Source organism: Streptomyces sp. DT224 (genome assembly GCF_049844595.1).
Taxonomy (GTDB): Bacteria; Actinomycetota; Actinomycetes; order Streptomycetales; family Streptomycetaceae; genus Streptomyces.
In genome coordinates this window covers 69490-94893 of record NZ_JBNCLI010000013.1, presented here as the reverse complement: position 1 = coordinate 94893, position 25404 = coordinate 69490, and the positions used below count along the sequence as shown (strand labels likewise).

The 25404-nt window shown below is 72.8% G+C and carries 12 protein-coding genes; 11 read left to right on the top strand and 1 reads right to left on the bottom strand.

Annotated elements, in window-relative coordinates:
• The first annotated feature begins 74 nt into the window (after nucleotides 1–74).
• The 6 genes from pheS (at nucleotide 75) to ACLQ2N_RS29810 (ending at nucleotide 12772) form a co-directional block, all read left to right on the top strand.
• Complete coding sequence (pheS, locus tag ACLQ2N_RS29835; RefSeq protein WP_425817832.1) at nucleotides 75–1202, top strand: phenylalanine--tRNA ligase subunit alpha; 1128 nt, start codon at nucleotides 75–77, stop codon at nucleotides 1200–1202.
• Nucleotides 1202–3712, top strand: a complete 2511-nt coding sequence (pheT, locus tag ACLQ2N_RS29830; protein WP_425817830.1) for a phenylalanine--tRNA ligase subunit beta — start codon at nucleotides 1202–1204, stop codon at nucleotides 3710–3712. The genes pheS and pheT overlap by 1 nt, the downstream gene beginning before the upstream one ends.
• Before the next feature lie 312 nt (nucleotides 3713–4024).
• Entirely contained in the window at nucleotides 4025–5377 is a 1353-nt protein-coding gene (locus ACLQ2N_RS29825) for a transcriptional regulator (RefSeq protein WP_425817828.1), read from the top strand.
• Nucleotides 5378–5427: 50 nt separating this feature from the next.
• A complete protein-coding gene (locus ACLQ2N_RS29820; RefSeq protein WP_425817826.1) occupies nucleotides 5428–5958 on the top strand; it encodes an NUDIX domain-containing protein in 531 nt (176 codons plus the stop codon).
• A gap of 179 nt (nucleotides 5959–6137) precedes the next feature.
• Nucleotides 6138–11636, top strand: coding sequence for an amino acid adenylation domain-containing protein (locus ACLQ2N_RS29815; protein ID WP_425817824.1), 5499 nt, complete (start codon nucleotides 6138–6140; stop codon nucleotides 11634–11636).
• Complete coding sequence (locus tag ACLQ2N_RS29810) at nucleotides 11633–12772, top strand: saccharopine dehydrogenase NADP-binding domain-containing protein (protein WP_425817822.1); 1140 nt, start codon at nucleotides 11633–11635, stop codon at nucleotides 12770–12772. Before ACLQ2N_RS29815 ends, ACLQ2N_RS29810 begins: the two co-directional genes overlap by 4 nt.
• A gap of 78 nt (nucleotides 12773–12850) precedes the next feature.
• On the opposite strand, the gene ACLQ2N_RS29805 is transcribed toward ACLQ2N_RS29810, so the two are convergent.
• On the bottom strand, nucleotides 12851–14353 hold the full coding sequence (locus ACLQ2N_RS29805) for a B12-binding domain-containing radical SAM protein (RefSeq protein ID WP_425817820.1): 1503 nt from the start codon (nucleotides 14351–14353) through the stop codon (nucleotides 12851–12853).
• Nucleotides 14354–14741: 388 nt separating this feature from the next.
• Between ACLQ2N_RS29805 and ACLQ2N_RS29800 the strand changes: the two genes are divergently transcribed.
• Genes ACLQ2N_RS29800 through ACLQ2N_RS29780 form a run of 5 tightly spaced genes read left to right on the top strand, consistent with a single transcriptional unit; the run spans nucleotide 14742 to nucleotide 25315 of the window.
• The gene (locus ACLQ2N_RS29800; protein ID WP_425817818.1) at nucleotides 14742–16583 is read left to right on the top strand and encodes an ABC transporter ATP-binding protein; all 1842 of its coding nucleotides are present in this window, start codon (nucleotides 14742–14744) and stop codon (nucleotides 16581–16583) included.
• A complete protein-coding gene (locus ACLQ2N_RS29795; RefSeq protein ID WP_425817816.1) occupies nucleotides 16580–18289 on the top strand; it encodes an ABC transporter ATP-binding protein in 1710 nt (569 codons plus the stop codon). Before ACLQ2N_RS29800 ends, ACLQ2N_RS29795 begins: the two co-directional genes overlap by 4 nt.
• A gap of 57 nt (nucleotides 18290–18346) precedes the next feature.
• A complete protein-coding gene (locus ACLQ2N_RS29790) occupies nucleotides 18347–22861 on the top strand; it encodes an amino acid adenylation domain-containing protein (RefSeq protein WP_425817814.1) in 4515 nt (1504 codons plus the stop codon).
• Nucleotides 22861–23661, top strand: coding sequence for a thioesterase II family protein (locus ACLQ2N_RS29785; RefSeq protein ID WP_425817812.1), 801 nt, complete (start codon nucleotides 22861–22863; stop codon nucleotides 23659–23661). Before ACLQ2N_RS29790 ends, ACLQ2N_RS29785 begins: the two co-directional genes overlap by 1 nt.
• A gap of 55 nt (nucleotides 23662–23716) precedes the next feature.
• The gene (locus tag ACLQ2N_RS29780) at nucleotides 23717–25315 is read left to right on the top strand and encodes a (2,3-dihydroxybenzoyl)adenylate synthase (protein ID WP_425817810.1); all 1599 of its coding nucleotides are present in this window, start codon (nucleotides 23717–23719) and stop codon (nucleotides 25313–25315) included.
• Nucleotides 25316–25404 lie beyond the last annotated feature (89 nt).

Sequence of the window (25404 nt, the reverse complement as noted above, 5' to 3'; positions counted from 1 at the left end):
CGAGCGAGGTCACGGGGGTCCGGGAGTATCCCCCGGCAAGCGCAGCACTCAGCCAATCGGAAGTACGGGAAGAGATGTCGGCACCGAACAAGTCGTACGACCCAGTCGAGGTCGAGGCACTGAAACCGGAAGAGATCGAGCGCATCCGGGACGAGGCGCTCGCCGCCTTCGCCGCCGCGGGTGACCTCGACGCGCTCGCCCAGGCGAAGACCGCGCACACCGGTGGCACCTCGCCCCTGTCGCTCGCCAACCGCGAGATCGGCGCACTGCCCCCGCAGGCCAAGGCCGAGGCCGGCAAGCGCGTCGGCCAGGCCCGCGCCGCCGTGGGCCGCGCCCTCGCGGCCCGCCAGGCGGAGCTGGAGGCCGAGCGTGACGCCCGCGTGCTGGTCGAGGAGGCGGTGGACGTCACCCTGCCCTATGACCGCACCCCGGCCGGCGCCCGCCACCCGCTGACGACCTTCATGGAGCGCGTCGCCGACGTCTTCGTGGCCATGGGCTACGAGATCGCCGAGGGCCCCGAGGCCGAGGCCGAGTGGTTCAACTTCGACGCCCTCAACTTCGTGCCCGACCACCCGGCGCGGCAGATGCAGGACACCTTCTTCGTCCAGGGCGCCGACGGCGCGAAGAACGACGAGTCCGGTGTCGTCCTGCGTACGCACACCTCCCCGGTCCAGGCCCGTACGCTGCTCGACCGCGAGCCCCCGGTCTACGTCGTCTGCCCCGGCCGCGTCTACCGCACCGACGAGCTCGACGCCACGCACACCCCGGTCTTCCACCAGATCGAGCTGCTCGCCGTGGACGAGGGCCTGACCATGGCCGACCTGAAGGGCACGCTCGACCACATGGTCCAGGCGCTCTTCGGCCCGGACATGAAGACCCGGCTGCGGCCGAACTTCTTCCCGTTCACCGAGCCGTCCGCCGAGATGGACATGGTCTGCTACGTCTGCCGCGGCGCCTCCGTCGGCAACCCGGACCGCCCCTGCCGCACCTGCGGCAGCGAGGGCTGGATCGAGCTCGGCGGCTGCGGCATGGTCAACCCCAAGGTGCTCACCGCCTGCGGCGTCGACCCCCAGAAGTACAGCGGATTCGCCTTCGGGTTCGGCATCGAACGGATGCTGATGTTCCGCCACAACGTCGAAGACATGCGAGACATGGTCGAAGGTGACGTCCGGTTCACCCGGCCCTTCGGGATGGAGATCTGATGCGCGTCCCGCTTTCCTGGCTGCGGGAATACGTCGACCTGCCGGCCACCGAGACCGGCCGTGACGTGCAGGCCAAGCTGGTCGCCGTCGGCCTGGAGGTCGAGACGGTCGAGCAGACCGGCGCCGGCCTCACCGGCCCGCTGGTCGTCGGACAGGTGCTGACCATCGAGGAGCTGGAGGGCTTCAAGAAGCCCATCCGCTTCTGCACGGTCGACGTCGGCACCGCCAACGGCACCGGCGAGCCGCAGGAGATCGTCTGCGGTGCCCGTAACTTCGCCGTCGGCGACAAGGTCGTCGTGGTCCTGCCCGGCGCCGTGCTCCCCGGCGACTTCGCGATCGCCGCCCGCAAGACGTACGGCAAGACCTCGCACGGCATGATCTGCTCCGCCGACGAGCTCGGCATGGGCGACGACGGCACCCACGGCATCATCGTGCTCCCGCCCGAGTACGAGGTCGGCACCGACGCGATCGAGCTCCTGGAGCTGTGCGACGAGGTCCTGGACATCGCCGTCACGCCCGACCGCGGCTACTGCCTGTCCATGCGCGGCGTCGCCCGCGAGACCGCCATCGCCTACGGCCTGCCGCTGCGCGACCCGGCGCTCCTGGACGTGCCGGCGCCCAACGCGTACGGCTACCCGGTCAAGGTCTCCGACCCGATCGGCTGCTCCCGCTTCACCGCGCGCACCGTCACCGGACTCCAGCCCGAGGCCCGCACCCCGATCTGGATGCAGCGCCGGCTGCAGAAGGCGGGCATGCGGCCGATCTCGCTCGCCGTCGACGTCACCAACTACGTGATGCTCGAACTCGGCCAGCCGCTGCACGCCTACGACCGGACCCGGATCGACGGCCCGATCGGGGTCCGCCGTGCCGAGCAGGGCGAGAAGCTCACCACGCTCGACGGCGCGGTCCGCGTCCTGGACTCCGGCGACCTCGTCATCACCGACAACCGCGGCCCCATCGGCCTCGCGGGCGTCATGGGCGGCGCCGACACCGAGATCGCCGACGCCGCCGAGGGCGCGCACACCGCCGAGGTCGTCATCGAGGCCGCGCACTTCGACGCGATCTCGATCGCCCGCACCGCGCGCCGCCACAAGCTGCCCTCCGAGGCGTCCAAGCGCTTCGAGCGCGGCGTCGACCCGCAGGCCGCCGCCGCTGCCGCGCAGCGCACCGTCGACCTGCTGGTCCTCCTGGCCGGCGGCACCGCCGAGGCGGGCGTCACCGAGATCAGCGCCCCGTCCGCGCCCCGCACCATCACCATGCCGGCCGACCACCCCGACAAGGTCGCCGGCGTCGCCTACGGCCGCGAGATCGTCGTCCGCCGCCTCCAGGAGGTCGGCTGCGACGTCTACGGGCAGGACGAGCTCCTGGTCACCACGCCGTCCTGGCGTCCCGACCTCACCGAGCCGAACGACCTGGCCGAAGAGGTCATCCGCCTGGAGGGCTACGAGAACCTGCCCTCCACGCTGCCGACCCCGCCCTCCGGCCGCGGCCTCACCGACCGCCAGCGGCTGCACCGCCGCGTCGGCCGCGCGCTCGCGGGCGCCGGTTACGTGGAGGCGCTGAACTACCCGTTCATCGGTGAGGCGGTCCTCGACCAGCTCGGCCTGGAGGCGGACGACGCGCGCCGCCGCACGGTGAAGCTCGTCAACCCGCTCTCCGACGAGGAGCCCTCGCTGCGCACCACGCTGCTGCCGGGTCTCCTCGGCGCACTGCGGCGCAACGACGGCCGCGGCAGCCACGACCTCGCGCTCTTCGAGACCGGCCTCGTCTTCAGGCCGACCGGGGACGAGACCAAGCCCGTCCGCCTCCCCGTCGACCGGCGTCCCTCGGAGCAGGACATCGCCTCGCTCGACGCCGCGCTCCCGCGTCAGCCGCGCCGCGCCGCCGTCGTCCTCGCGGGCGCCCGCGAGCAGGCCGGCTGGTGGGGCAGGGGCCGGCCGGCCGACTGGGCGGACTCCGTCGAGGCCGCGCGTACCGTCGCCCGCGAGGCCGGGGTCGAGGTCGCCGTCCGCGCCGACCGGCACGCCCCCTGGCACCCGGGCCGCTGCGCCGCGCTGTACGTGACCGTGGCCGGCGAGGAGACCCTGTTCGGGCACGCGGGCGAGCTGCACCCGCGCGTCATCAAGGAACTCCACCTGCCCGAGCGCACCTGCGCCATGGAGGTCGACCTCGACATCCTGGAGCAGGCTGTCGACGGCGTCCTGCGGGCCCCGCGGATCTCCACCTTCCCGGTGGCGACCCAGGACGTCGCGCTGGTCGTCGGCCAGGACGTGCCCGCCGCCGACGTGGAGCGCGCGCTCCGCGAGGGCGCCGGCGAACTCCTGGAGTCGCTGCGGCTGTTCGACGTCTTCACCGGCGAGCAGATCGGCGAGGGCAGCAAGTCCCTGGCGTACGCGCTGCGCTTCCGCGCCGCCGACCGCACCCTGACGGTCGACGAGGCGAGCGCCGCCCGTGACGCGGCGGTGGCCCTGGCCGCCGAGCGTACGGGCGCCGTGCTGCGCGGAGCGTAGTCACCCGCCAGAATCGCGAGAAGGAGGGGCGTGTCCGGCCACCGGACACGCCCCTCCTGTGTGCTCGCCGTCCGCCCCGCCGCGGAGTGTCGGGCAGGCCGGCGGGGTGGACCGCGCGGATGCGGGCCGCCTTGCTGTACGAGGGGGAGCAGACGGCCCGTCCGCGCCCTGCGAGGGCATTCATTCAAGCGAGCCGCCGGCCGCTTTGGCAGCGTGCGCGGAGGGACGGTTCGGGCATTGCGTTCACACCCCGTGTGAATCGTGCTCCACTGGGGCGACACGTCCTGGCGTGCCGAACCACCGGAGGGGGACATGGGGCCAAGGGAGCCCAACACCGCGCTGGAGGCCCTGATCGAGGAGGCCGGTGTCTCCCGGGCGGGGCTGGCTGCCCATGTGAACCGGGCCGGCCGCGCGCGCGGTCTCGGGCTGCGGTACGAACACACCGCCGTCGCCCGCTGGCTGAAGGGCCAGCGCCCGCGCGGCCAGGTGCCCGACCTGATCTGCGAGGTGCTGGGAAGCCGCCTGCGCAGGGCCGTGTCGCTGGACGACATCGGCATGGCGGTGTCCGACGGCGGCCACGCGCCCGTCCAGGGTTCCTCGCTCACCGGCTTCGTGGAACGGGCCACGGGGGTGTGGCGCTGCGACGCTCAGCAGCGCCCGCACATGGTCGCCGCCCCCGCGGTCACCGGGACCGCTGCCGTGATGCCCGTCTGGGAGTGGGAGAACCCGCCGGAGGACGCCGATGTGTCGCGGACCGGGCCGTCCAGGGTCGGCGCGGCCGACCTGGCAACATTGCGGGCCGCCCGTGACCACTACGAACTGATGTACCGCAAGGCCGGCGGGGTCGCGACGCGGGCCCGCGTCGTCGGCTTCCTCAACGCCGGGGCCGCCCCGCTGCTGCGCGGTGGTTACACCGATGCGACGGGCCGTCAGCTGCACCGCGCCGCAGGTGCCCTGGTGGCCGTCGCGGGCATCTGCGCCTACGACTCCGACGCGCACGGCCTCGCCCAGCGCTACTTCCACCAGGCCCTGCGGCTGGCCAAGGCGAGCGGGGACCGGGCGCTCGGCGGATATGTGATCGCCCTGCTGGTCAACCAGTCGCTGTTCCTCGCCGAGTTCCGCCAGTCCGTCGCCTTCGCGGAGGCGGCCCTGCGCGCCGCCGGCCGCGAGATCACCCCCGCGCTCGCCGCCGACCTCCACGCGATGCAGGCCAAGGCGTATGCCCGGCTCGGGGACCGGGGCAGCGCGCTCGCGTGCATCGGCCGCGCCGAGTCCGAGGCCGCCCGCATCAGGCCCGGCCGGGAACCGGACGAGACGGGCTACGTGCAGCCGGGCCTGGTCGACGTACAGGTGGCGGAGGCGCTGCTGAGCCTCGGGGACCTGCCGGCCGCCCGGGAGCACGCGGTGGCGGCGGTCCGGACCCCCGCGCACGACCGGGGCCGGGTCCACCGCCTCGCCATGCTCACCACGGTCGAGCTGCGCAGGGGCGAGGCGGACCGGGCCGCGGCCACGGCGGTCGAGATGGCGGACCGGGCCCGGGGCATGGAGTCGCAGCGGCTGCGCGACCGGCTGCGGGCGGTCCGGGCGGAGCTGGCCGCCAGCGGGAGCGCCGACGCGGAACGGGCCGCCGAACGCGTGGAGGGGGCGCTGCGCGTACCGCTGTGAGTCGAAGTCTGCTGCGATACCGCCACGAGCGATCGAAAGGTGGCAGAACCGTGCAGTGGACGAACCTGAACGAGCAACCCGTGTATGAGAACCCGTGGTTCCGGGTCAACCTGGCCGATGTCGAGCTCCCCGACGGCGCCCGGCTCGACCACTTCGTCATCCGGCTGCGCCCGGTGGCCGCGGCCACCGTCGTCAACGCGGCGAACGAGGCGCTGCTGCTGTGGCGGCACCGCTTCATCACCGACAGCTGGGGCTGGGAGCTGGCGGCGGGCGTCGTGGAGGACGGCGAGTCCCTGCCGGAGGCGGCCGCCCGCGAGATGGAGGAGGAGACCGGCTGGCGCCCCGGCCCGCTGCATCCGCTGCTGACCGTGGAACCGTCCAACGGCCTCACCGACGCCCGGCACCACTTCTACTGGTCCGAGGAGGCCGACCGGACGGGCGAACCGTGCGACGCCTTCGAATCCTCGCGCCGCGAGTGGGTCCCCCTGAAGCTGATCCCGGACCTGATAGCCGGAGGCGAGATCCCGGCGGCGGGCATGGCGGCGGCCCTGCTGATGCTCCACCACGTACGACTGGGGTGAGCCGTGTCCGGTGCGTGCGAGGGCCGAGGGGGCCCTCGCACGCACGGGCGGGAAGGAGCGGGCGACGAGACCGGCTCCCGGGCGCTCATCCAGAAGTTCACCAGGCCCGGTGCGCCATCGTGTCGTCCCTCACAGGGCAATTTTCGGGGTGCGCGCACAAGGCAGGGAAGGGCAGCCTCATGAATGTCGAGGAGTTCGTGGCCGGACTGAAGACGGCCGGAGTGGTGCTGCACGAGGAGGGGGGAAGGCTCCGGTACCGCGCGCCGCAAGGAGTGATGACGCCGGAGCGCCTGGAGACGCTCAAGTCCCACCGCGACGCGGTCCTCGCTCTGCTGCGAGCCGAGGAGTACGGGGGTGCGGTCGTCGCCGACCCGGCCTCGGCCCATGAGCCGTTCCCGCTCACCGACGTGCAGTCGGCCTATCTGCTCGGGCGGAGCGAGGCGTTCGACTACGGCGGTGTGGCCTGCCACGGCTACCTGGAGATCGCCGTACCGAACTGGGGCGTCGCGCGGGTCGAGGATGCCTGGAACACCCTGATCCTCCGTCACCCCATGCTGCGTGCGGTGGTGTCGGCCGAGGGGTACCAGCGTGTGCTCGCGGACGTCCCGCACTACGAAGTGCGCCACGAGGACCTGCGAGGCGTCGCCGACGAGGTGCTTCAGGGCGCACTGGAGGCCACCCGCGGCGAGATGTCGCACCAGGTGCGGCAGACCGACCAATGGCCGCTCTTCGACGTCCGCGTCAGCGAGACCGACGAGGCCCTGCTCCTGCACGTGGCTATCGACCTGCTGATCTGTGACTACAGCAGCATCCGGCTGCTGCTCGCGGAGCTCGCGGCCCGATGTACGGGCACGGAAGGCGCCGCGAGGCCACTGGACGCCACCTTCCGTGACTATGTCCTGGCCGCGAGCCGGCTCCGGGAGGGCGACCGCTACCGGCGGGACCGGGACTACTGGTGGTCCCGCGTCGACGAGCTGCCGGAAGCCCCCGAACTGCCGCTGCGCACCGACTCCCTCGGCGCCCCGCCCCGCTTCACCCGGCGCGGGCTGCGGCTGAGCCCCGCGCAGTGGGAGACGCTGACCCGGCGCGCGACCGAGGCGGGTGTGACCGCGTCCGGCGTTCTGTTGCAGACCTTCGCGGAGACCGTCGGCCGCTGGAGCCGCAGTCCTCGCTTCACGCTGAGCCTCACCGTGCAGAACCGGATCCCGCTGCACCCCGACACCGACCATGTCATCGGCGACTTCAGCTCCACCAGCCTGCTCGGCGTGGACCTCACGGAGGGCACGTCCCTCGTCGACCGCATGCGGACCATCCAGGACCGCCTGTGGGAGGACATGGACCACCGGCTCTGCTCGGGCGTCGAGGTGCTGCGGGAACTGGCCCACCGCCGCGGCCGCGCCGCGGCCCTGCTGCCGGTGACCTTCACCAGCACGGTCGGCGGCGGATCAGCGGGGGCGGAGGCCGTGTCCTCGCTGATGCCTGGTGGCGCACTCGTCCACGGCATCACGCAGACCCCGCAGGTCTGGATCGACTGCCAGGTCATGGAGGACGGCGGGGGCCTCCTCGCGCACTGGGACGTCCGCGAAGGAGTCTTCCCCGACGGCATGGCCGACGACATGTTCGCCGCCTTCTCACACCTCGTGACGCGGCTGGTCGACAGCCCCGCCGTCTGGCAGGACGTCGACCCGCTGTCACTCCCCGCCCGGCAGGCCCGGCGGGTGGCCGACGTCAACGACACCGCCACCCCGCGCCGCCACCAGCTCCTGCACACCGCATTCGTCGAGCAGGCGGAGCGCACCCCCGACCGGACCGCGGTGGTCACGTCCGGGCGCAGCCTCAGCTACGCCGAACTCCTGGCGGAGGCACGCGTCGTGGCAGACGTCCTCCTCGCGGCCGGCATACGGCCGGGCGAGCGGGTGGGCATCGTCATGGAGAAGGGCTGGGAGCAGGTCGTCGCCGTCCTCGGCGTGCTGCTCGCCGACGGCGCCTACCTGCCGGTGGACACCACACAGCCGCCGCTGCGCCGCGGCGCCGTGCTGACCGACGCCGAGGCCCGGCTCGTGCTCACCCAGTCCGCGCTGCTGCCCTCCTTGGACCTCCCGGCGGGCCTGCGGGCGGTCGCCGTCGATGCCCCGGCACCCGCCGCCGCGCGCGCCCACACCGGCCCCGGGCGCCGCGCGGCGCCCGACGACCTCGCGTACGTCATCTACACCTCGGGCTCCACCGGCACGCCCAAGGGCGTGATGATCAGCCACGCCGCCGCGCTCAACACCATCGACGACATCAACACCCGGTTCTCGGTCACCCCGGACGACCGCGTGCTCGGCCTGGCCCAGCTCGGCTTCGACCTGTCGGTGTACGACATCTTCGGCTCCCTCTCGACCGGCGGCGCGCTGGTGCTGCCCGACGCCGCACGGCGCGGCGACCCCGGGCACTGGGCGCAGCTGCTCGCCGAACACGCCGTCACCGTGTGGAACTCCGTGCCCGCACAGATGCAGATGCTGGAGGAATACCTCCGTACAGCACCCGGCATCGACGTCTCCCGGCTGCGGCTGGCCATGCTCTCGGGCGACTGGATACCCGTCGCCCTCCCCGACGCCATCCGGAGCCGCGTACCGGAGCTGAACGTCGTGAGCCTCGGGGGCGCCACCGAGGCGGCCATCTGGTCGATCCACCACCCCGTCACCGAGGTCGAGGCGGGTGCGCGCAGCATCCCGTACGGCAAGCCGCTGGCCAACCAGCGCTTCCACGTTCTCGACACCTCCATGCGGGAGTGCCCGGTCCACGTCACCGGCGAGCTGTACATAGCCGGGGCCGGCCTCGCGCTCGGCTACCTCGGCGACGCCGAGCGCACCGCCGAGCGCTTCGTGACACACCCCGTCAGCAACGAACGGCTCTACCGCACGGGCGACATGGGCCGGCGGCTGGAGGACGGCGCCATCGAGTTCCTGGGCCGCGTCGACCGTCAGGTGAAGCTCAACGGCCACCGCGTCGAGCCGGCGGAGGTGGAGTCGGCGCTCGGGACCCACCCCGCCGTCGAGGCCGCCGCGGCCGTCGTCCAGGGCGAGGGCGCCGCCCGCCGGCTCGTCGGCTTCGCCGAGCCCGTACGGACCGAAGCGCCCGAGCTGCCGGCCGCGCTGTGCGAACGGGCGGCGGCGGACGTCGCCGAGGCCCTCTCGGCCGAAGAGGCGGCCGGGGTGGCGGAGATGGTCGAGCTGCTCGACGTCTCCGCCCTGCAGTCCATGGCCATCCTCTTCCGGTCCTGCGGGCTCTTCCCGGACTCCGACGCCGAACACACGCTTGAGGACGTCATCGAAGCGGTGGGCGCCGCCCCCGAGAACCACTACCTCGTGCTGCGCTGGCTGAACGCCCTGGAGCAGGAGGGCCGGGTGCTCCTCGACGCGGACACCGGCCGCTACCGCGAGCTCCGGGAGGACGTCCCCGGCGAGCACGAGGCCGTCCTCGACCGGATCGACGCGCTCGAGCCCCGGATCCGCTGGGGCGCCGAACTCATTCGCTATCACCGGGTCTCCGAGCAGCACCTGGCCCCGCTCGTGCGCAACGAGATCGACCTCAAGACGCTGCTCTTCCCCGAGGGACGCCTGGATACCGCCGAGGCGGCCTACCGCGACAACCTGATCAGCCGCCACAACAACGCCGTCGTGGTGTCCGCACTGCGGGAGATCGCCCAGCGGCACGCGGGCCCCGAGCCGCTCCGGCTCCTGGAGATCGGCGCCGGCGTCGGCGGTACGAGCACGGTCCTGGTGCCCGAACTCGATGGCCTGGGCGTCGACTACCTGTTCACCGACCTGTCCCACTTCTTCCTCACCGCGGCCCAGGAGAACTTCCGCGCATTCCCCTGGGTCCGCTACGGACTGTTCGACCTCAACGGCGACTACCGCGCTCAGGGCCTCGCTCCGAACTCCTTCGATGTGATCCTGCTGGCCAACGTCCTGCACAACTCCGTGCACGCCCCGCAGGTCCTCACCCGGCTACGGGAGCTCCTGGCGCCCGGCGGCTGGCTGGTCTTCATCGAGGCGACCCGCGACGCCTACCACGTGATGACCTCCATGGAGTTCAACGCGGGCCTCCACAGCTTCGAGGACGAGCGCCGCGAGACCGGGCAGACCTTCTTCGGACGGGAACAGTGGCTGCGGATGCTCCGCGAGGCGGGCGGCGAGGTCTCCTTCAGCCTGCCGGAGGACGACAGCCCGCTGTCCCGCATCGGACAGCACGTCTTCTGCTCCCGGTTCAAGGCCGACCGGACCCGGCTGCGGCCCGAGGCTCTCCTCGGCCACCTGGGTGACCGTGTTCCGGGGTACATGGTTCCGGCCGAGCTCCAGATCGTGGACCGTATCCCCCTCACCGGCAACGGCAAGGTCGACCGCGCCCGCCTCGGCTCGTGGACCGCGTCCGCGGCGCGGGGGCGGGTCGACGAGGGCGGCGCCGCTCCGCGCCCCGGCATGGAGCAGACCCTTGCCGGACTGTGGACCGAGGTGCTGCCGGTCACCGTCGTCGGCCGTGACGCCGGCTTCTTCGACCTCGGCGGCGACTCGCTCCTCGTGGCCCGGCTCGTCACGAAGATGCGGGAACGCCTGCCGGAGGCCGCCGACCTGGAGTGGGACGACCTCCTGCGGCTCGTGATGAACCGGCCGACCGTCGCGGAGCTCGCCAAACACCTCGAAGCCCCCCGCAGCACCGACGCCGGGCTCGCGGGGACGGCTGCCGCCTCTCCGCTGGTCCGGCTCACGGCCGGCGCCGCGGGCGCCGCCGGCGCGGCCACCCGGGTCCTGGTGCACGACGGGACCGGCACCCTCATCCCGTACCGGGCGGTGATCCGGGAACTGGGCGACCGCCTTCCGCTGGCCGGTCTTGTCGTCGACGATGTCGAGGCGTTCCTGAAGGCGGACCCGCGCACCCAGGTCGCGGAGCTCGCCGAGCGGCACGCCGAGGCCCTGCTCGCCGAAGGACTAGGGAGGATCCACCTCGTCGGCTACTGCATGGGCGGTCTGCTGGTGCCCGAGCTCGCCCGCCGGCTGACCGCCGCCGGAGCCGAGGTCACCGGCCTCACCGTCATCAGCAGTTACCGGGTCCCGTATCTCGTCGAGGACGACCTGCTGGCGGAGTACATCTTCGCCCGTCTCATGCGCGCGGACACGGCCGGACTCGGCTATCCCCGTGACGAGACGGCGACGCGGAATCTCGTGCGGACGGCCACGGAGCGGTTCGGCCGCACCGTGCCGCAGGGCAGCCTCGTCGGACTGCCGGAGGCGGATCTGAGCGGCCCGGGCCGTGAGGCGCTGCGGGCCTTCCAGACGCTCGCCGGCCGGCCCCAGGGCGACCGGCTGCGCGCGATCGGCGCCTCGATGCCGGTGGAGGACGCCGGTCTCCGCTCGGAGGAGCGGCTGTCCCGGCTCTACCGCATCGTCAAGCACAGCCTGGTCTCCGTCGCCTCGCACGAGGCGACGCCCTGCGACCTGCCGGCGACGTTCGTCCGCCAGACGGGCGAGGCCGAGATCTTCCCCGGCATGCACCACGACATGACCGAGTACTGGCAGCGGGTCTGCGGCGACCGACTGAGCGTCGTGGACGTGCCCGGCGACCACTTCACCTGCGTACAGGCGCCCAACGCCGAAGCGGTGGTCCGCGCGCTGCTCGCGGGGGAGGACGGCCGGTGAGCGGCGGGGCTCCGCTGATCGGCATCCTGGGCGGGTACGGGGCGGTCGGCGAGGCCGCCGCCCGCGCCCTCGTGGCGGAGGGCGGGGTCCGGCTGCGGATCGGCGGCCGTAATCCCGAGGCGGCTGCGCGCTGCGTCGCCGCCCTCGGCGGGGAGTGCGAGGCCGCGGAGGCCGACGCCCGGTCCCAGGAGAGCCTCGAACGCTTCGTCCGGGGCTGTGATGTGCTGCTCCACTGCGCGGGTCCCGCCTATGAGCTGGGCGACGGTCCCCGCCGGGCGGCGGCCGCCGCGGGTGCCGGTTATGTGGACGTCATGGACGGCTGCGGTCCGGGGCCGGCTCCGGCGGGCGAGCGTACGGCGGTCCTGTCGGCCGGGCTCTCGCCCGGCCTCTCGGGGCTGCTGCCCCGGCTCCTGACGGACGAGTGGCAGCCCCGGGAGGCCGCTCGGTTCTCCGGGTACTACGTCTCGCTCGGTGCGTTCACCCGGACCGGAGCCGTGGACTATCTGCTCAGCCTGGACCGTGGGTACGGCACGCCACGCGCTCAGTGGCGCGACGGACGCGTGGTGCACGGCGCCCTGCGCGGGACGGAGCGGCGCGAGGTGGCGGGCGTGCCGCACCCGGTCACCACGTACCCCTATCTCACCCAGGAGCTGGTGGGCCAGGCTCGCGCCCTGGGCCTGGCGGAGGCGCGCTGGTACAACGCCTTCGACGGCCGCCATCTCCTCGACGCGCTGAACCGCTTCCGCGCCGGCGACGACCGCTCGGACAGCCTGGAGGCACAGGCCCTCGCCGTGGTGCGGGCCAGCACGCTCGATGCCCTGGGCCGCACGCCGTATCACGTGCTCTGCGGCGAGCTGGAGTTCCCCGGGCCCGGGGGGACGCCGACGCGGCGCACGGCGGTGATCCGAGGTGAGGACGGTTCGGCGATGACCGGCGTGGTGGGCGCGGTCGCGGCCCGGGAGGTGGCCCGGGGACGGATCCCCCGGGGTGTGCACCGGGCGGGCCAGGTGCTGGCGCCCCGCGAGGTGCTGGACGCGCTGCGGCGGCACCTGCCGGGCACGGTCGTCGTCCTCGACGGGGAAGTGGCGGGCGGCGTCGCCGCCGACGGCCTCGTGCTGGAGGACGGCCTGCTCTGAAGGGCGCCGGAAGCGGAATGACGGCGCGGCGGGTTTCGGGCCCGCCGCGCCGTCATTCCGCTGTCAGCGGTCCAGGCTTCAGACCGGGTCGCGGACCAGCTGCCGCCCTGCCGGGGCGAGTTCGACACCGAAGTCCTTCAGCCGGTGGAGGTTGCCGCGGATGACCGCGGCTCCCTCGTCGAGGTCGCCGTAGTCGACCGGAGCCATGCCCATCCGCTCCAGGCACTTCTCCACCGCGATGTTCACGCTGTGTTCGTGGCGGGGCATCAGCCAGTGCTGGTAGTCGTGCTGCCAGAGACTCAGCACGGCCTTGGGGTTGGTGAGCCGGACCTTGTCCAGGGTCTCCTTCTGCAACTGCGCGGCCTGTGCGCTGTTCATGCCGATGTGGGACCAGGGCGAGGCGGGGTCGGTCGGGTCGTCCGCGACGATCCGCAGCTCCTCCCGGTCCTGCCAGAGCGGCATGGTCTCATCGGTGATGGAGAACTTGGACAGTGCGTAATGCCCGGAGTACTCCCGCAGGAGATAGTCCTGCGTGTCCTGGAACATGCCGGGGTCCTCGCCCGGGTATCCGACGATGAAGAGGCCGTAGTACGACAGTCCGCTCCGGCTGAGCAGCTCGACGGCTCGGCGGTTCTGCTTCACCGAGACCCGCTTGCTCATCCGCTTGAGCGTGCCGTCGTTCATCGACTCGAAGCCGATGTGCAGCTGGTAGCAGTGCGAGGCTTTCAGCCCTGTCACGGTCTGCTCGGAGTTGAGCGTGTTGGCCCGGCTGAACCCCTCCCATCGCGGTACGCCCGAATCCGGCAGGATTTCCAGCAGCCGGCGCAGCCGGGTCGGCGGAATGGTGAAGGTCGAATCCATCGCCGAGATGACATCCGCGCCGTTCCGGGCTGCATAGGCCAGCCAGTCGTCACGGATCTTTTCGGCGGACTTGAATCGCCATTTCGGTGAAGCCGCGGGAAACGAACAGAATTTGCAGTCGAAGGGGCAGCCCCTCATGGACTCGTACGGGACGATCTGCTGCTTGCCGAGGACCTGCGGCGAGGGGAAGCCGTCGATGTCGACGTACTCGGTGGGGTTGATGCGGATGTTGTCCTCGTCGCGCCACACGAGATTCGGCACAGCGCTCAGCTCACCCCGTCCCGCCAGGGCGTCCAGGGTCTTCGGCAGAGCGATCTCGCCGTCGCCGCGGACCACCGCGACGATCTCCGGGTGGTCCCGCATGGCCTGCATGAACTTGAGGTTCGTGAACTGGCCGCCGGCCACGATGCGGGTCCCGGGCAGGTTCTCCCGTATCCATCGCACGGCCGAGCCCAGGATGGGGCCGTTCCAGATGTACGTGGTCGACAGGAGCACCACGTCCACGTCGCCTTCGGGCACCTTGGCGCGCCCCTCCCACACGTCGGCGAGATCCAGGCGGTCGAAGCTGTGCCCGCTGTTCTCCAGGATCGACAGCAGGGTGACCGTCGTGAGGTGCGGCGTCGTGGCCGAACGGGGCCTGAGCAAGGCGTAGTCCTGGCCGTGCTGGGTGAAGGCGAGCCGCCCCAGGTCCAGGTCCGCGCTTCCGGCTCTGCGGAGCATCTCCTTGGCCGCGTCGGACGGATTCGCCGTGAAAAGCGAACCCTCGAGATAGGGCGAATTGAGGTTTGCGGGCCCTAGCCCACTCAGAAGTAGAAAGCGCACGCGTCCCAGCTCTCCCGTGGTGAGGTCATGGCCGCCGGGGATGGCGCCCTCGCGATGGTTTCAGGCCACTTCTGGGCATCGTCTGGACGGATTCTCCGCGCCGGGATTCATCGCCGTGACGTTCTTCACCGCTTCCGGAGGGGCGCCCGGGGTGCTTCGGACAGCGCTTGCGAGGCACGTTCTTATACGTGTAAAGTTATTGCCGTCTTCATGGAACTCTCCGTCCGGCCATGGCGGCCTGCCCGCTTCCCGGCCGTACGGTCGCGCCCGAAAGGTGGGGAATCCCATGGCCACGGCAGAGGGTCTGCACAGCCGTGCCGACGGTGGGGAGGTGGTCGACGGCGGATCACCCGAGAACGATCCCGGCGGCCCCGCGGCGACCTCCAGACAGGTTCTCCTGCGCTTGCTCCGCCCGTACCGCACCAGTCTCGTCGCCGTCTTCGTACTCCAGATCGTCAGCTCGCTGGCCGGCCTCGCGCCACTCGTCGCGGTCGTAGAGCTCGGTCGTGTGCTGCTGGCGTCGGGGCCGGTGGACCACGACGCCGCCTGGCTGGCCGTCTGGATCGGCGTCGCCGGCCTGCTCGTCAGGGTGCTGCTCGCCGCGGCCTCCGGCGGCATCGCCCATCTCGTCGACGGACGGCTCCAGCTGACGCTGCGCAGGCTGCTCGCGGAGCGCCTGGGCAAGGTGCCGCTCGGCTGGTACTCCCGCCGAAGCTCCGGCGAGATCAGCGGCGTGGTGCAGGGCGACGTCGATCAACTGCACCACCTGATCGCGCACGCGCCCGTCGAGGCCACCTCCGCCGTCGTCGTACCGCTCGCCTCGTTCGGATACCTCGCCTGGGTGGACTGGCGTCTGACGCTCGTGGCGCTCGTACCGGTCCTCCTGGGCCTGCTGCTGCAGCGCCTCCTCCAGAGCGAGGACCGGCAGCGCGAGGGCCGCAGAATGGGCGAGGCCATGGGGCGTATCGGCGCCGCGTCCGTGGAGTTCGTCGAGGGCATCGCCGTCGTGAAGACCTTCGGCGGCGGCGGGAAGGCGCATCGGCGCTACCGCAAGTCCGCGGACGACTTCGCCGACTTCTTCCTCAGCTACGTGGCGGGAGCCGCCGGCCTCGCGTCGCTGGCCGCGCTGGTGCTCTCCCCGCCGTTCGTCCTGCTGCTCGTGCTCGCCGGCGGGACCGCCCTCATCTCCGCCGACGCCATGCCACCCGCCGACCTGCTGCCCTTTCCCCTGCTCGCCGTCGCGCTGACCGCGCCCATCGCCGCGCTCGGCCACGGCCTGGACAATGTGCACGCCGCGGAGCGGTCCGCCGAGCGGATCCGGGCGATGCTCGCCGTGCCACCGCTCCCGGAGCCGCTCGAACCGGCCGAACCGCAGGGCGACCAGGTGGAGTTCCGCGATGTCGGGTTCGCGTACGACTCCGGCCGCCCGGTGCTTCAGGGCATCGACCTGCTCCTGGAACCGGGCACCACCACCGCGCTCGTGGGCCCTTCGGGCGCCGGCAAGTCCACCCTCGCTCAGCTCGTCCCGCGCTTCTCGGACCCGACCAGCGGCGCCGTGCTGCTCGGCGGTGTCGATGTGCGTGACATCACGAGCGAGCGTCTGTACCGCCAGGTCTCGTTCGTCCTCCAGGATGTCCGGCTGCTCCGCACGAGCATCGCCGAGAACATCGCCCTCGCCGTGCCGGAGGCCGGCCGGGCCGCCGTCGAGCAGGCGGCCCGCGCCGCGGGGATCCACGAGCGCATCCAGCAGATGCCCCGTGGATACGACTCCGTGATCGGCGAGGACGTGGGCCTCTCCGGGGGCGAGGCGCAGCGCCTGTCCATCGCCCGGGCCCTGCTCGTGGACGCCCCGGTGCTCGTCCTCGACGAGGCGATGTCCTTCGCCGACGCCAAGACCCAGGCGGAGATCCGTGCCGCACTCGGCAACCTCGTCCGGGGCCGCACGCAACTCGTGATCGCCCACCGCCTGGAGACCGTCGTCCGGGCCGACCGGATCGTCGTCATGGAGGACGGCCGGATCGCGGAGAGCGGGACCTACCGCGAACTGCTCGACATGAACGGAAAGTTCGCCGCCATGTGGCGTGCCCAGCACGCGCGTGCCGGCCGGAAGAGGGAGATCCACGGATGATCAGGCTGCTGCTCCGGGTCCTGGGTGAGCGGCACTCGGGTCCCTTGCGCCGTACCGTCGCTCTGATGTCGTTGTGCGCCGTCGTGGAAGGTCTGTCCTACGCACTCCTCATCCCGCTGCTGCGGGCCGTGCTCGACGGCGGGACACAGGACGCCTGGCCGTGGCTGGCCGCCTTCGCCGTGGCCGTCCTCGTCACTTCGGTGCTCGGCTACCACAGCGACAAGTCCGGCTTCCGCACCGGCGGTGAGCTCTCCCGGGGCCTGCACCACCGGCTGGGGGACCACCTCGCCGGACTACCCCTCGGCTGGTTCACCCCCGGGCGGGTCGGAGACGTCTCCGGGCTCACCAGCCGGAGCGTGATGGAGGTCATGTCGGTCCCCGCGCACCGGCTGAGGCCCCTGATCAACGCCACCCTGATCCCGGTCTCCGTGGTCGTGGTGATGTTCTTCTTCGACTGGCGTCTCGCCCTGGCCGGCCTCGTCGCCATCCCGCTCATCAGCGGCGTGCAGCGCTGGACGTCCAAGGCCACCGCACGCCAGGACGCGGAGCGGGCACGCAGCAGCGACGAGGCTGCCGGCCGCGTCGTGGAATTCGTCCGCGCCCAGCCGGTGCTGCGCGTCGGCGGCCGTACGGGCGAGCGCTTCGGTCTCCTGGACGACGCCCTGCACCAGCAGTGGCGCAGCGGCCGACGGGCGGCCCTCAGCGGTGTGCCGGGCATGCTCGGTCTCACCTTCTCCGTGCAGGCCGTCTTCACCGCCGTCCTCGCCCTCGGCGTGTACGTGACGCTGGACGGAAGCCTCGGCGCTCCGGAACTGCTGGCGATCATGGTGCTGGCCGCGCGCTGCGTCGACCCCCTGCTGTCCCTCGCGGACCTGGGCGGAATCATGCGCGTCTCCCGGGGCGAACTGGAGCGCATCGAAGCGGTCCTGAGCGAGCCCCCGCTGCCGCGTGCCGAGCAGCCGGCGGTTCCGGCCCACGACGGGGTCGAGCTGGCCACGGTCGGTTTCCGGCGCGGCGGGCGCGATGTGCTCGACGGGCTCTCGCTGACGGCCGAGCCCGGCCGACGGGTCGCTGTCGTCGGAGCCTCGGGTGCGGGCAAGAGCACGCTGCTCCAGCTCATCGCCCGGTTCCACGACGTCGACTCGGGGGTCGTCCGCCTCGGCGGCGTGGACGTACGGGACATCGACGGCGAGGAGCTGATGTCCCGTCTGTCCATGGTTTTCCAGGATGTCTACCTCTTCGAGGGCACCATCGAGGACAACGTGCGGATCGGCCGGCCCGACGCCACGGCCGGCGAAGTGCGGGCCGCGGCAGCCGCGGCCTCCCTGGACAGCGTGGTGGACCGGCTGCCCGACGGCTGGGAAACCCAGGTCGGGGAGGGCGGCGCCGCGCTGTCCGGAGGCGAGCGGCAGCGGGTCTCGATCGCCCGGGCCCTGCTCAAGGACGCCCCGGTGCTGCTGCTCGACGAAGCCACCTCGGCCCTCGACCCGGAGAGCGAGGCATTGGTCCAGGAGGGCCTCGACCGGCTCATGGCGGGCCGTACGGTCATCATGGTCGCCCACCGCCTCAGCACCGTCGAGAGTGCCGATCTGATCGTCTTCCTCGAGGACGGCCGCATCGTGGAACAAGGCACCCACGACGAACTCGTCCGATGCGGCGGCCGCTACGCCGAATTCTGGAGAATCAGCGCCCACGCGGCTGCATGAAGGCACCATGGCGAACGCTCGTTCGTCAGTACACCATCCGACACACGGGGGGTAGGGATGTCACGCGGTACGGCAGGGGGCCAGGTCGATCTCCGTAAGGAGGTGTCCGCGCTGCTGGGGATCGGACTGAGCCCCGGCGACGAGGAGGTGAACCTCTTCGAACTGGGCCTGCAGTCCATTCAGTTGATGCGCCTGGTCAACCGGCTGAACCGGTCGGGAGCGGGCGTGGACTTCACCGAGCTGGCCCAGGATCCACGGCTCTCCGCTTGGTGCGCGCTGCTCGCCGCGCGCCAGGAGACGGGCGACGCGCCCCGCGAGGAAGCTCCCGGGGCCCGGCCGGAGCGGAAGGCCGGCGCCGCCGGCCGGGTCGACGTCCATGCGCCGTTCCCGTTGACGCCCGTCCAGCAGGCTTACTGGATCGGCCGCGACACCGGGCAGCCGCTCGGCGGCGTCGGCTGCCACGCCTACCTGGAGATCGACACCCGGGAAACGGTGGCGGACCGGCTGGAGCAGGCCGTACGGGCGCTGCTCCGCCGCCACCCCATGCTCCGCGCCTCGTTCGCAGGCGACGGGACCCAGCGTGTGGCAGAGAGCGCCGCATGGCCGGGCCTGACCGTCCACGACCTCACGGACCTCCCCGCCGACGCGGCGGACGAGGCCCTGCTGGGCCTGCGCGAGCGGCTCTCCCACCGCGTGCTCGACGTCGCCCGGGGCGAAGTCTTCGACGTCCGGCTCAGCCTCCACCCCGCGGCGGGTCAGCGCATCCACGTCAACGTGGATCTGCTGGTCGCCGACGTCCACAGCATCCGCCTGCTGCTGGCCGACCTGGCGGCGCTGTACGCGGACCCGGCGGGCGTCGCCGAACTGACGTACACCTTCCCCCAGTACACGGCGGACACCGCCACCCGGCGGGCGGCCGCGCGGGAGCGCGCACGGGAGTACTGGCAGCGACGCCTGCCCGAGCTGCCCGGCGGCCCCGCTCTCCCGTTGGCGGTGGACCCCGACGAGATCGGCACGCCCCGCTTCGTACGGCGCGGCCACACGCTGGCCCCCGACACGTGGGCCGCCCTGCGGCGCAGGGCCGGCGAGCACGGCCTCACGCCCGCCGCACTGCTGATGACCGCCTTCTCCGAGATCCTGACGCGATGGAGCGGCCAGCAGCGCTTCCTGCTCAACATCCCGCTGTTCGACCGCGACCAGGGCCTGCACCCCGACACCGAACGCATCGTGGCCGACTTCACCAGCCTGCTGCTGCTCGACGTCGACCTGACCGCCGACGCCGGCTTCGCCGATCGCGCCCGTGCCGTCCAGCTGCGCCTGCACGACGCCGTCGGCCATGCCGCGTACACCGGTGTCGACGTGCTGCGCGACTTCGTCCGCACCGACACCGGCAGCCCGCGCACGGCGCCCGTCGTCTTCGCCTGCAACCTCGACGCCCCGCTGGTGCCCGACGACTTCGCCGCCCAGTTCGGCGAGCTGGCCTGGATGATCTCGCAGACTCCCCAGGTCTGGCTCGACCACCAGGTGTACGGCACCCGCGAGGGCGGCCTGTTACTGGCCTGGGACGTCTGTGAGGAACTCTTCCCCGAGGGCGTGGTCGACACCATGTTCGCGGCGTACACCGACCTGGTCCGGCACCTGGCGACCGCCGACTGGAACCTTCCACCCGACATACCCCTGCCCGCGTCCCAGACCCGATGTCGGGCCGAGACCAACTCCGTGGCTCGCTCGGAGAGCGGCCGCCTGCTCCACCAGGCGTTCTTCGAGAGGGCAGCCGGCCGGGCCGACGAGACCGCGCTGCTCTGGGGGGACGACGGCCGGCTCGGCCACGGCGAACTGGCGGACCGGGCCCTGCGCGTGGCGGCCGCGCTCGTCGCCCGGGGTGTGCGACCGGGCAGCACGGTCGTCGTCACCGTCCCCAAGGGGCCCGACCAGATCGCGGCGGTGCTCGGCGTCCTCGCGGCCGGCGGCACCTACGTCCCCGTCGGCGTCGACCAGCCGGCCGAGCGCAGGGACCGGGTCCACGCGCTCAGCGGCTGTGCGCTCGTCCTGGACGGCACCGGTGCGGAGCCGTCGCCCGGATCCGCGGCTCCCGTTCTGCCCCTCGCCGAGGCCCTTCGCTCCGCTCCGCTGGAGGCCCCCGTCGAGGTGTCCGCCGACACGACCGCGTACGTGATCTTCACCTCCGGTTCGACTGGGACCCCCAAAGGAGTCGAAGTCAGCCACCGTGCCGCCGTCAACACGGTGGAGGACATCGACGAGCGGTACGGCGTGGGGCCCGCGGACCGTGTTCTCGCCGTCTCCGCACTGGACTTCGACCTCTCGGTATGGGACGTCTTCGGTCCGCTCGCGGAGGGCGGCGCCCTCGTCCTGGTGGACGAGTCCGACCGGCGCGATGCCCACCGATGGCTCGCCCTCTGCGAGCGGCACTCCGTCACCGTGTGGAACTCCGTGCCCGCCCTGATGGACATGCTCCTCACCGCGGCCGGCACGGCCCCGCTTCCGGGCTCCCTGCGCCTCGCGCTGCTCTCCGGCGACTGGATCGGCCTCGACCTGCCGGGGCGGCTGGAGCGGGCGACGTCCGGCCGGTGCCGGCTGGTCGCGCTCGGCGGCGCCACCGAGGCCGCCATCTGGTCCAATGCCCACGAGGTCACCGCCGTGCCCAGGGAGTGGCGGTCCATCCCGTACGGCAGGCCGCTGGCGAACCAGCGGTTCCGCGTGGTCGATCCGCACGGCCGGGACTGCCCGGACTGGGTGCCCGGAGAACTGTGGATCGGCGGAGCCGGGGTGGCCGAGGGCTACCGGGGCGATCCCGAGCTGACGAGGGAACGTTTCCCCACCACTCCCGACGGCCGCTGGTACCGGACCGGCGACCGGGGACGCTACTGGCCCGACGGCACGCTTGAGTTCCTGGGCCGGATCGACCACCAGGTCAAGATCAACGGTTTCCGGATCGAGCTGGGCGAGATCGAGTCCGTGCTGCAGACACATCCCGCCGTTTCGCACGTCCTCGCCGGGGTGGTCGGCGACCGGACCCGGGAGATCGCGGCGGCCTTCCTGCCTGCCGCGGCCGCCGCGCCCGAGCCGGCCGCCGTACGCCCCGCGGCCGACGGCGGGGATGCCCGCGAGTTGGAGGCGGAACTGACCGAGACCCTGCTCGCCGCCCTGCTGGATCCCCTGCTCGGCGCGGGCGGCGGACCCGCGGAAGTGGACGCCCTGCCCGTGGCGGCGGCGGCACGCGAACGCCTCGACTGCTGGCTGGACTTCCTGCGCGACCGCCGGGTCCTGAGCGTCTCGGCCGGAGCCGTGACCCGCGGCCCGCGCTGGCAGGCGGTCCGCGACGGAGAGCGGGCCGCCGCGCTGAGGAACCGGATATCCGGAACCTCCCTCCAGCCGGTCTTGGAAGGCTGGGCCGCAGCCACCCCCCTGCTGACGGCGGTGCTCGCAGGAACGGCCGGCATCCATGCCTTGACCGACGACCCCCTGCTCTCCCCGGACGGGCTCGCCCTCCAGCTGACCGGTGTCGCCGCCTGTATGGACGCCGTCGCGCAGGAGGTGGAGGCCCTCAACACCGATCGCGGCCGGCCGCTCGCCCTCGCCGAGTGGGCGGGCGCGGCCGGCCGGGGTGCTGCCGCCCTGCTGGAGCGGATCAAGCCCGGCACGGTCGACTACACGCTGCTCGACCCCTGCGCGTCCCGGATCGCGGCGGCCGAGGCCCGGCTCGCCGGTTCCGGACACCAGGTGCGGACCGCGCGTCAGGACGCCTTCTCCGTGCCCGAGCCGAGGCTCGCCGCCTTCGACGTGCTCGTGGCCCACGACGCCCTGGGCCTTGAGCCCGACCCGGACGCCTGCGCGCGCACGCTGGCCCTGCTCGGCAGGGAGGGCGGCCGGCTGCTCGTCGTCGCCCGGGAGCACGCGTCCCCGCTGGCGATCCCGACGGCGTCCACCCCGCACACCCCGGCCGACGCCACCCGATGGCTGCGGGCCGTGGAACGGGCGGGCTTCTCCGGTGCCCAGGTGTCCCGGCGCGAAGCCGACGGCGTGGTCCTGATCACTGCGAGGCGCCCCGGACCGGAGCACGCCGAGCAGGCGGCCGACCCGGCGGCGATCCGCTCGTGGCTCGCCGACCGACTGCCCGCGCACATGATCCCAGGCTCCCTCGTCGGTCTGGCCGAGCTGCCGCTGAGCGCCAACGGCAAGGTGGACCGGCGGCGGGTCGAACGGGCGCTCGCCGAGGCCGCGGCCCCGGGGGCAGGCGTCGGCGATCCCCCGAGGGGAGCCGTGGAGGAGGCGGTGGCCGCGCTCTGGGAACGCGTACTCGGCGCGCCCGTCACCGCCCGCGGCGCCGGCTTCTTCGCGCTCGGAGGGGACAGCCTGGCGGCCACCCGTCTGGTCGCCGGCATCCGCGGCCGGCTGGACGTCGAGTTGCCGATGCGTGACGTCCTGCGGGCCCCGACCGTGGCCGGAATGGCCGCGCTGGTGAGCAGGGCGAGGGCGGCGCGGGGCCTGGACCCGGACCCGGACGGTGCGGTCGACGGGCCGGCCGACGCCTTCGAGGAGGGCGAGCTGTGATGTCCGCCGACCGTCGCCAGACCTCCGCGCTGCGTGTCCTGTCCCCGCGGACGCACGCGCGCGCCCGGCTGATCTGCTTCCCGCACGCCGGCGGAGCCGCCGGTGCCTACCGCGGCTGGTCCCTGGACGCCCCGTGGGACATCGAAGTGTGCGCGGTGCAGTACCCCGGGCGCGGCGACCGCTTCGACGAACCGGCGGCCACCGACATCGAGAGCCTGCTGGACGACCTCGTTCCGGCCCTGACCCAGGTGTGCACCGGGGCCGAGTCGGCGACGACCGTGCTCTTCGGGCACAGCATGGGCGCCGCCGTGGCGTACGAGGCCGCACGCAGGCTCGCCGTCTCCGGCGGCCGGCCTGCGGCGCTCGTCGTCTCGGGCCAGCCCGCCCCCGAGCGCACACGGGGCGGCGGCACGCTCCACCGGGCCACCGACGGGGAGCTCCTCGCGGACCTGAAGCGACTGGGAGGCACCGCTCGGGACGTCATGGACAACAGCGCCCTGCTCGGCGCCCTGTTGCCGGCCATCCGAGCCGACTACCGGCTGATCGAGACCTACCGCCCGCTGCCCAGCGCCCCGTTGGACATCCCGGTGACCGTGCTGTATGCCGACGACGACCCGGAGATCACCGCCGACGAGGCCGCTGCCTGGAGCGGGGTCACCACCGGGGCCTGCGAGGTGGAGGTCTTCACCGGAGGCCACTTCTACCTGGAGGCCAGGCGCGCGCTCGTACTCCCGCGTGTCTTCCGGACGGTGCGCGCGGCGCTGCCCGCGACGGCCACCGCCTGGCCGTCCACCCCGTGACACACCGACGACCGATGCCGTGCGCCCCGTTGACCGCGGTAGAAGGAGGATTTCCATGCACGAGGGCTGTGTGCCTTGGCCCGAACCGGTCGCCCGTAGGTACCGGGAGGAGGGGTACTGGAACGCGGATGTCCTGGGGACCTGGCTCGCTTCGGCACCCGGGCAGCGGGCCGGGACCGCCCTGGTGACCGCGACCGGAAGCGTCACCCATGAGGAACTCGACCGCAGGGCCGACCGGACCGCTGCCGGCATGCTGCGCGCCGGCCTGAAGCCCGGCGACCGCGTCGTCGTGCAACTCCCCAACGGCATCGACCTCGTGGTGCTGAGCTTGGCACTGTTCCGGACCGGCATCCTGCCGGTCTACGCGCTGCCGGCCCACCGCACATCGGAGATCACCCACCTCGTGGCGACCGCCGAAGCCGTGGCCTATGTCTGCCCTGACCGGGTGCTCGACTGCGACTTCCGGCTGGTCGCCGGCAAGGTGCTCGACCGGACCGACAGCCTTCGGCACGTGTTCGTCGCGGGCGACCAGGGACCGTACACGGCTCTGGCCTCCGTGGACGCGGACCCCGTTCCCCTGCCCACGCCGGACCCCGGGGACGTCGCGCTGTTCCTGCTGTCCGGCGGAACCTCGGGACCGCCGAAGCTGATCCCGCGGACGCACGCCGACTACGCCTACCAGCTGAGGGAGTCGGCGCGGCTGTGTGGCGTCGGGCCGGACAGCGTCTATCTCGCGGCGCTGCCCGTGGAGCACAACTTCGCCCTCGCCTGCCCGGGCGTCCTGGGCACGCTCCGGGCCGGCGGAACGGCGGTGCTCGCATCGGCCCCCACCGCGGACGTGTGCTTCCCGCTCATCGAGCGGACCGGCGTGACCATCACCTCACTGGTGCCGCCTCTGGTGCCCCTGTGGCTCGACGCCGCGGAGTGGGCGGACCAGGACCTCTCCTCCCTGCGCGTCCTCCAGGTAGGCGGCGCGAGGCTCGACCCGGAGACGGCCCGCCAGGTGCCGAAGGTCCTCGGCTGCACGCTCCAGCAGGTGTACGGGATGGCCGAGGGCCTGCTCAACTACACCCGGCTCGACGACCCGGAGGACGTGATCGTCCACACGCAGGGGCGACCGCTCTCACCGGCCGACGACATACGGGTCGTCACGGAGGACGGGACGGAGGCCGGTCCCGGCGAGACGGGCGAGCTGTTCACGCGAGGGCCGTACACCCTGCGCGGCTACTACCGTGCGGGGGAGCGCAACCGCACCCGGTTCACGGAGGAGGGCTTCTACCGGACGGGTGACCTGGTGCGCCGGACCGCGGAGGGCAACTTCGAGGTCGTGGGCCGGATCAACGACGTCGTCAACCGCGGCGGGGAGAAGGTGCCGACGCTGGAGGTGGAGGAGCATCTGCTCGCCGCCTTCCCGCTCCTGGGCGTTGCCGTGCTCGCGCTGCCCGACCCCGCCATGGGGGAGCGGACCTGCGCCTGTGTGGTCCCCAGGGAAAGCGCGCCTCCGCCGACCCTGCGGGACGTGCAGGCGGCTCTCCGGGGCCGGGGGATTGCCGCGTACAAGGTGCCGGATCAGCTGGTGGTCCTGGAACGGCTCCCCATGACCGGCGTCGGCAAGGTCGACAAGCGGGCCCTGCGGGCGGCCCTGGAGGTCTGAGCGGGGGCGGCCGTGGGGGGGGGGGGGGGGGGGGGGGGCCCCCGGCGCCCCCCCCGGCCCCCCCCCCCCCCCCCCCCCCCCCCCCCCCC

Excerpts from the sequence above, each read along its gene's own strand:
- pheS (WP_425817832.1), top strand. The coding sequence starts at position 75 with ATGTCGGCACCGAACAAGTCGTACGACCCAGTCGAGGTCGAGGCACTG.
- pheT (WP_425817830.1), top strand. The coding sequence starts at position 1,202 with ATGCGCGTCCCGCTTTCCTGGCTGCGGGAATACGTCGACCTGCCGGCC.
- ACLQ2N_RS29825 (WP_425817828.1), top strand. The coding sequence starts at position 4,025 with ATGGGGCCAAGGGAGCCCAACACCGCGCTGGAGGCCCTGATCGAGGAG.
- ACLQ2N_RS29815 (WP_425817824.1), top strand. The coding sequence starts at position 6,138 with ATGAATGTCGAGGAGTTCGTGGCCGGACTGAAGACGGCCGGAGTGGTG.
- ACLQ2N_RS29805 (WP_425817820.1), bottom strand. The coding sequence starts at position 14,353 with ATGCTCCGCAGAGCCGGAAGCGCGGACCTGGACCTGGGGCGGCTCGCC.
- ACLQ2N_RS29800 (WP_425817818.1), top strand. The coding sequence starts at position 14,742 with ATGGCCACGGCAGAGGGTCTGCACAGCCGTGCCGACGGTGGGGAGGTG.
- ACLQ2N_RS29795 (WP_425817816.1), top strand. The coding sequence starts at position 16,580 with ATGATCAGGCTGCTGCTCCGGGTCCTGGGTGAGCGGCACTCGGGTCCC.
- ACLQ2N_RS29790 (WP_425817814.1), top strand. The coding sequence starts at position 18,347 with ATGTCACGCGGTACGGCAGGGGGCCAGGTCGATCTCCGTAAGGAGGTG.
- ACLQ2N_RS29785 (WP_425817812.1), top strand. The coding sequence starts at position 22,861 with ATGTCCGCCGACCGTCGCCAGACCTCCGCGCTGCGTGTCCTGTCCCCG.
- ACLQ2N_RS29780 (WP_425817810.1), top strand. The coding sequence starts at position 23,717 with ATGCACGAGGGCTGTGTGCCTTGGCCCGAACCGGTCGCCCGTAGGTAC.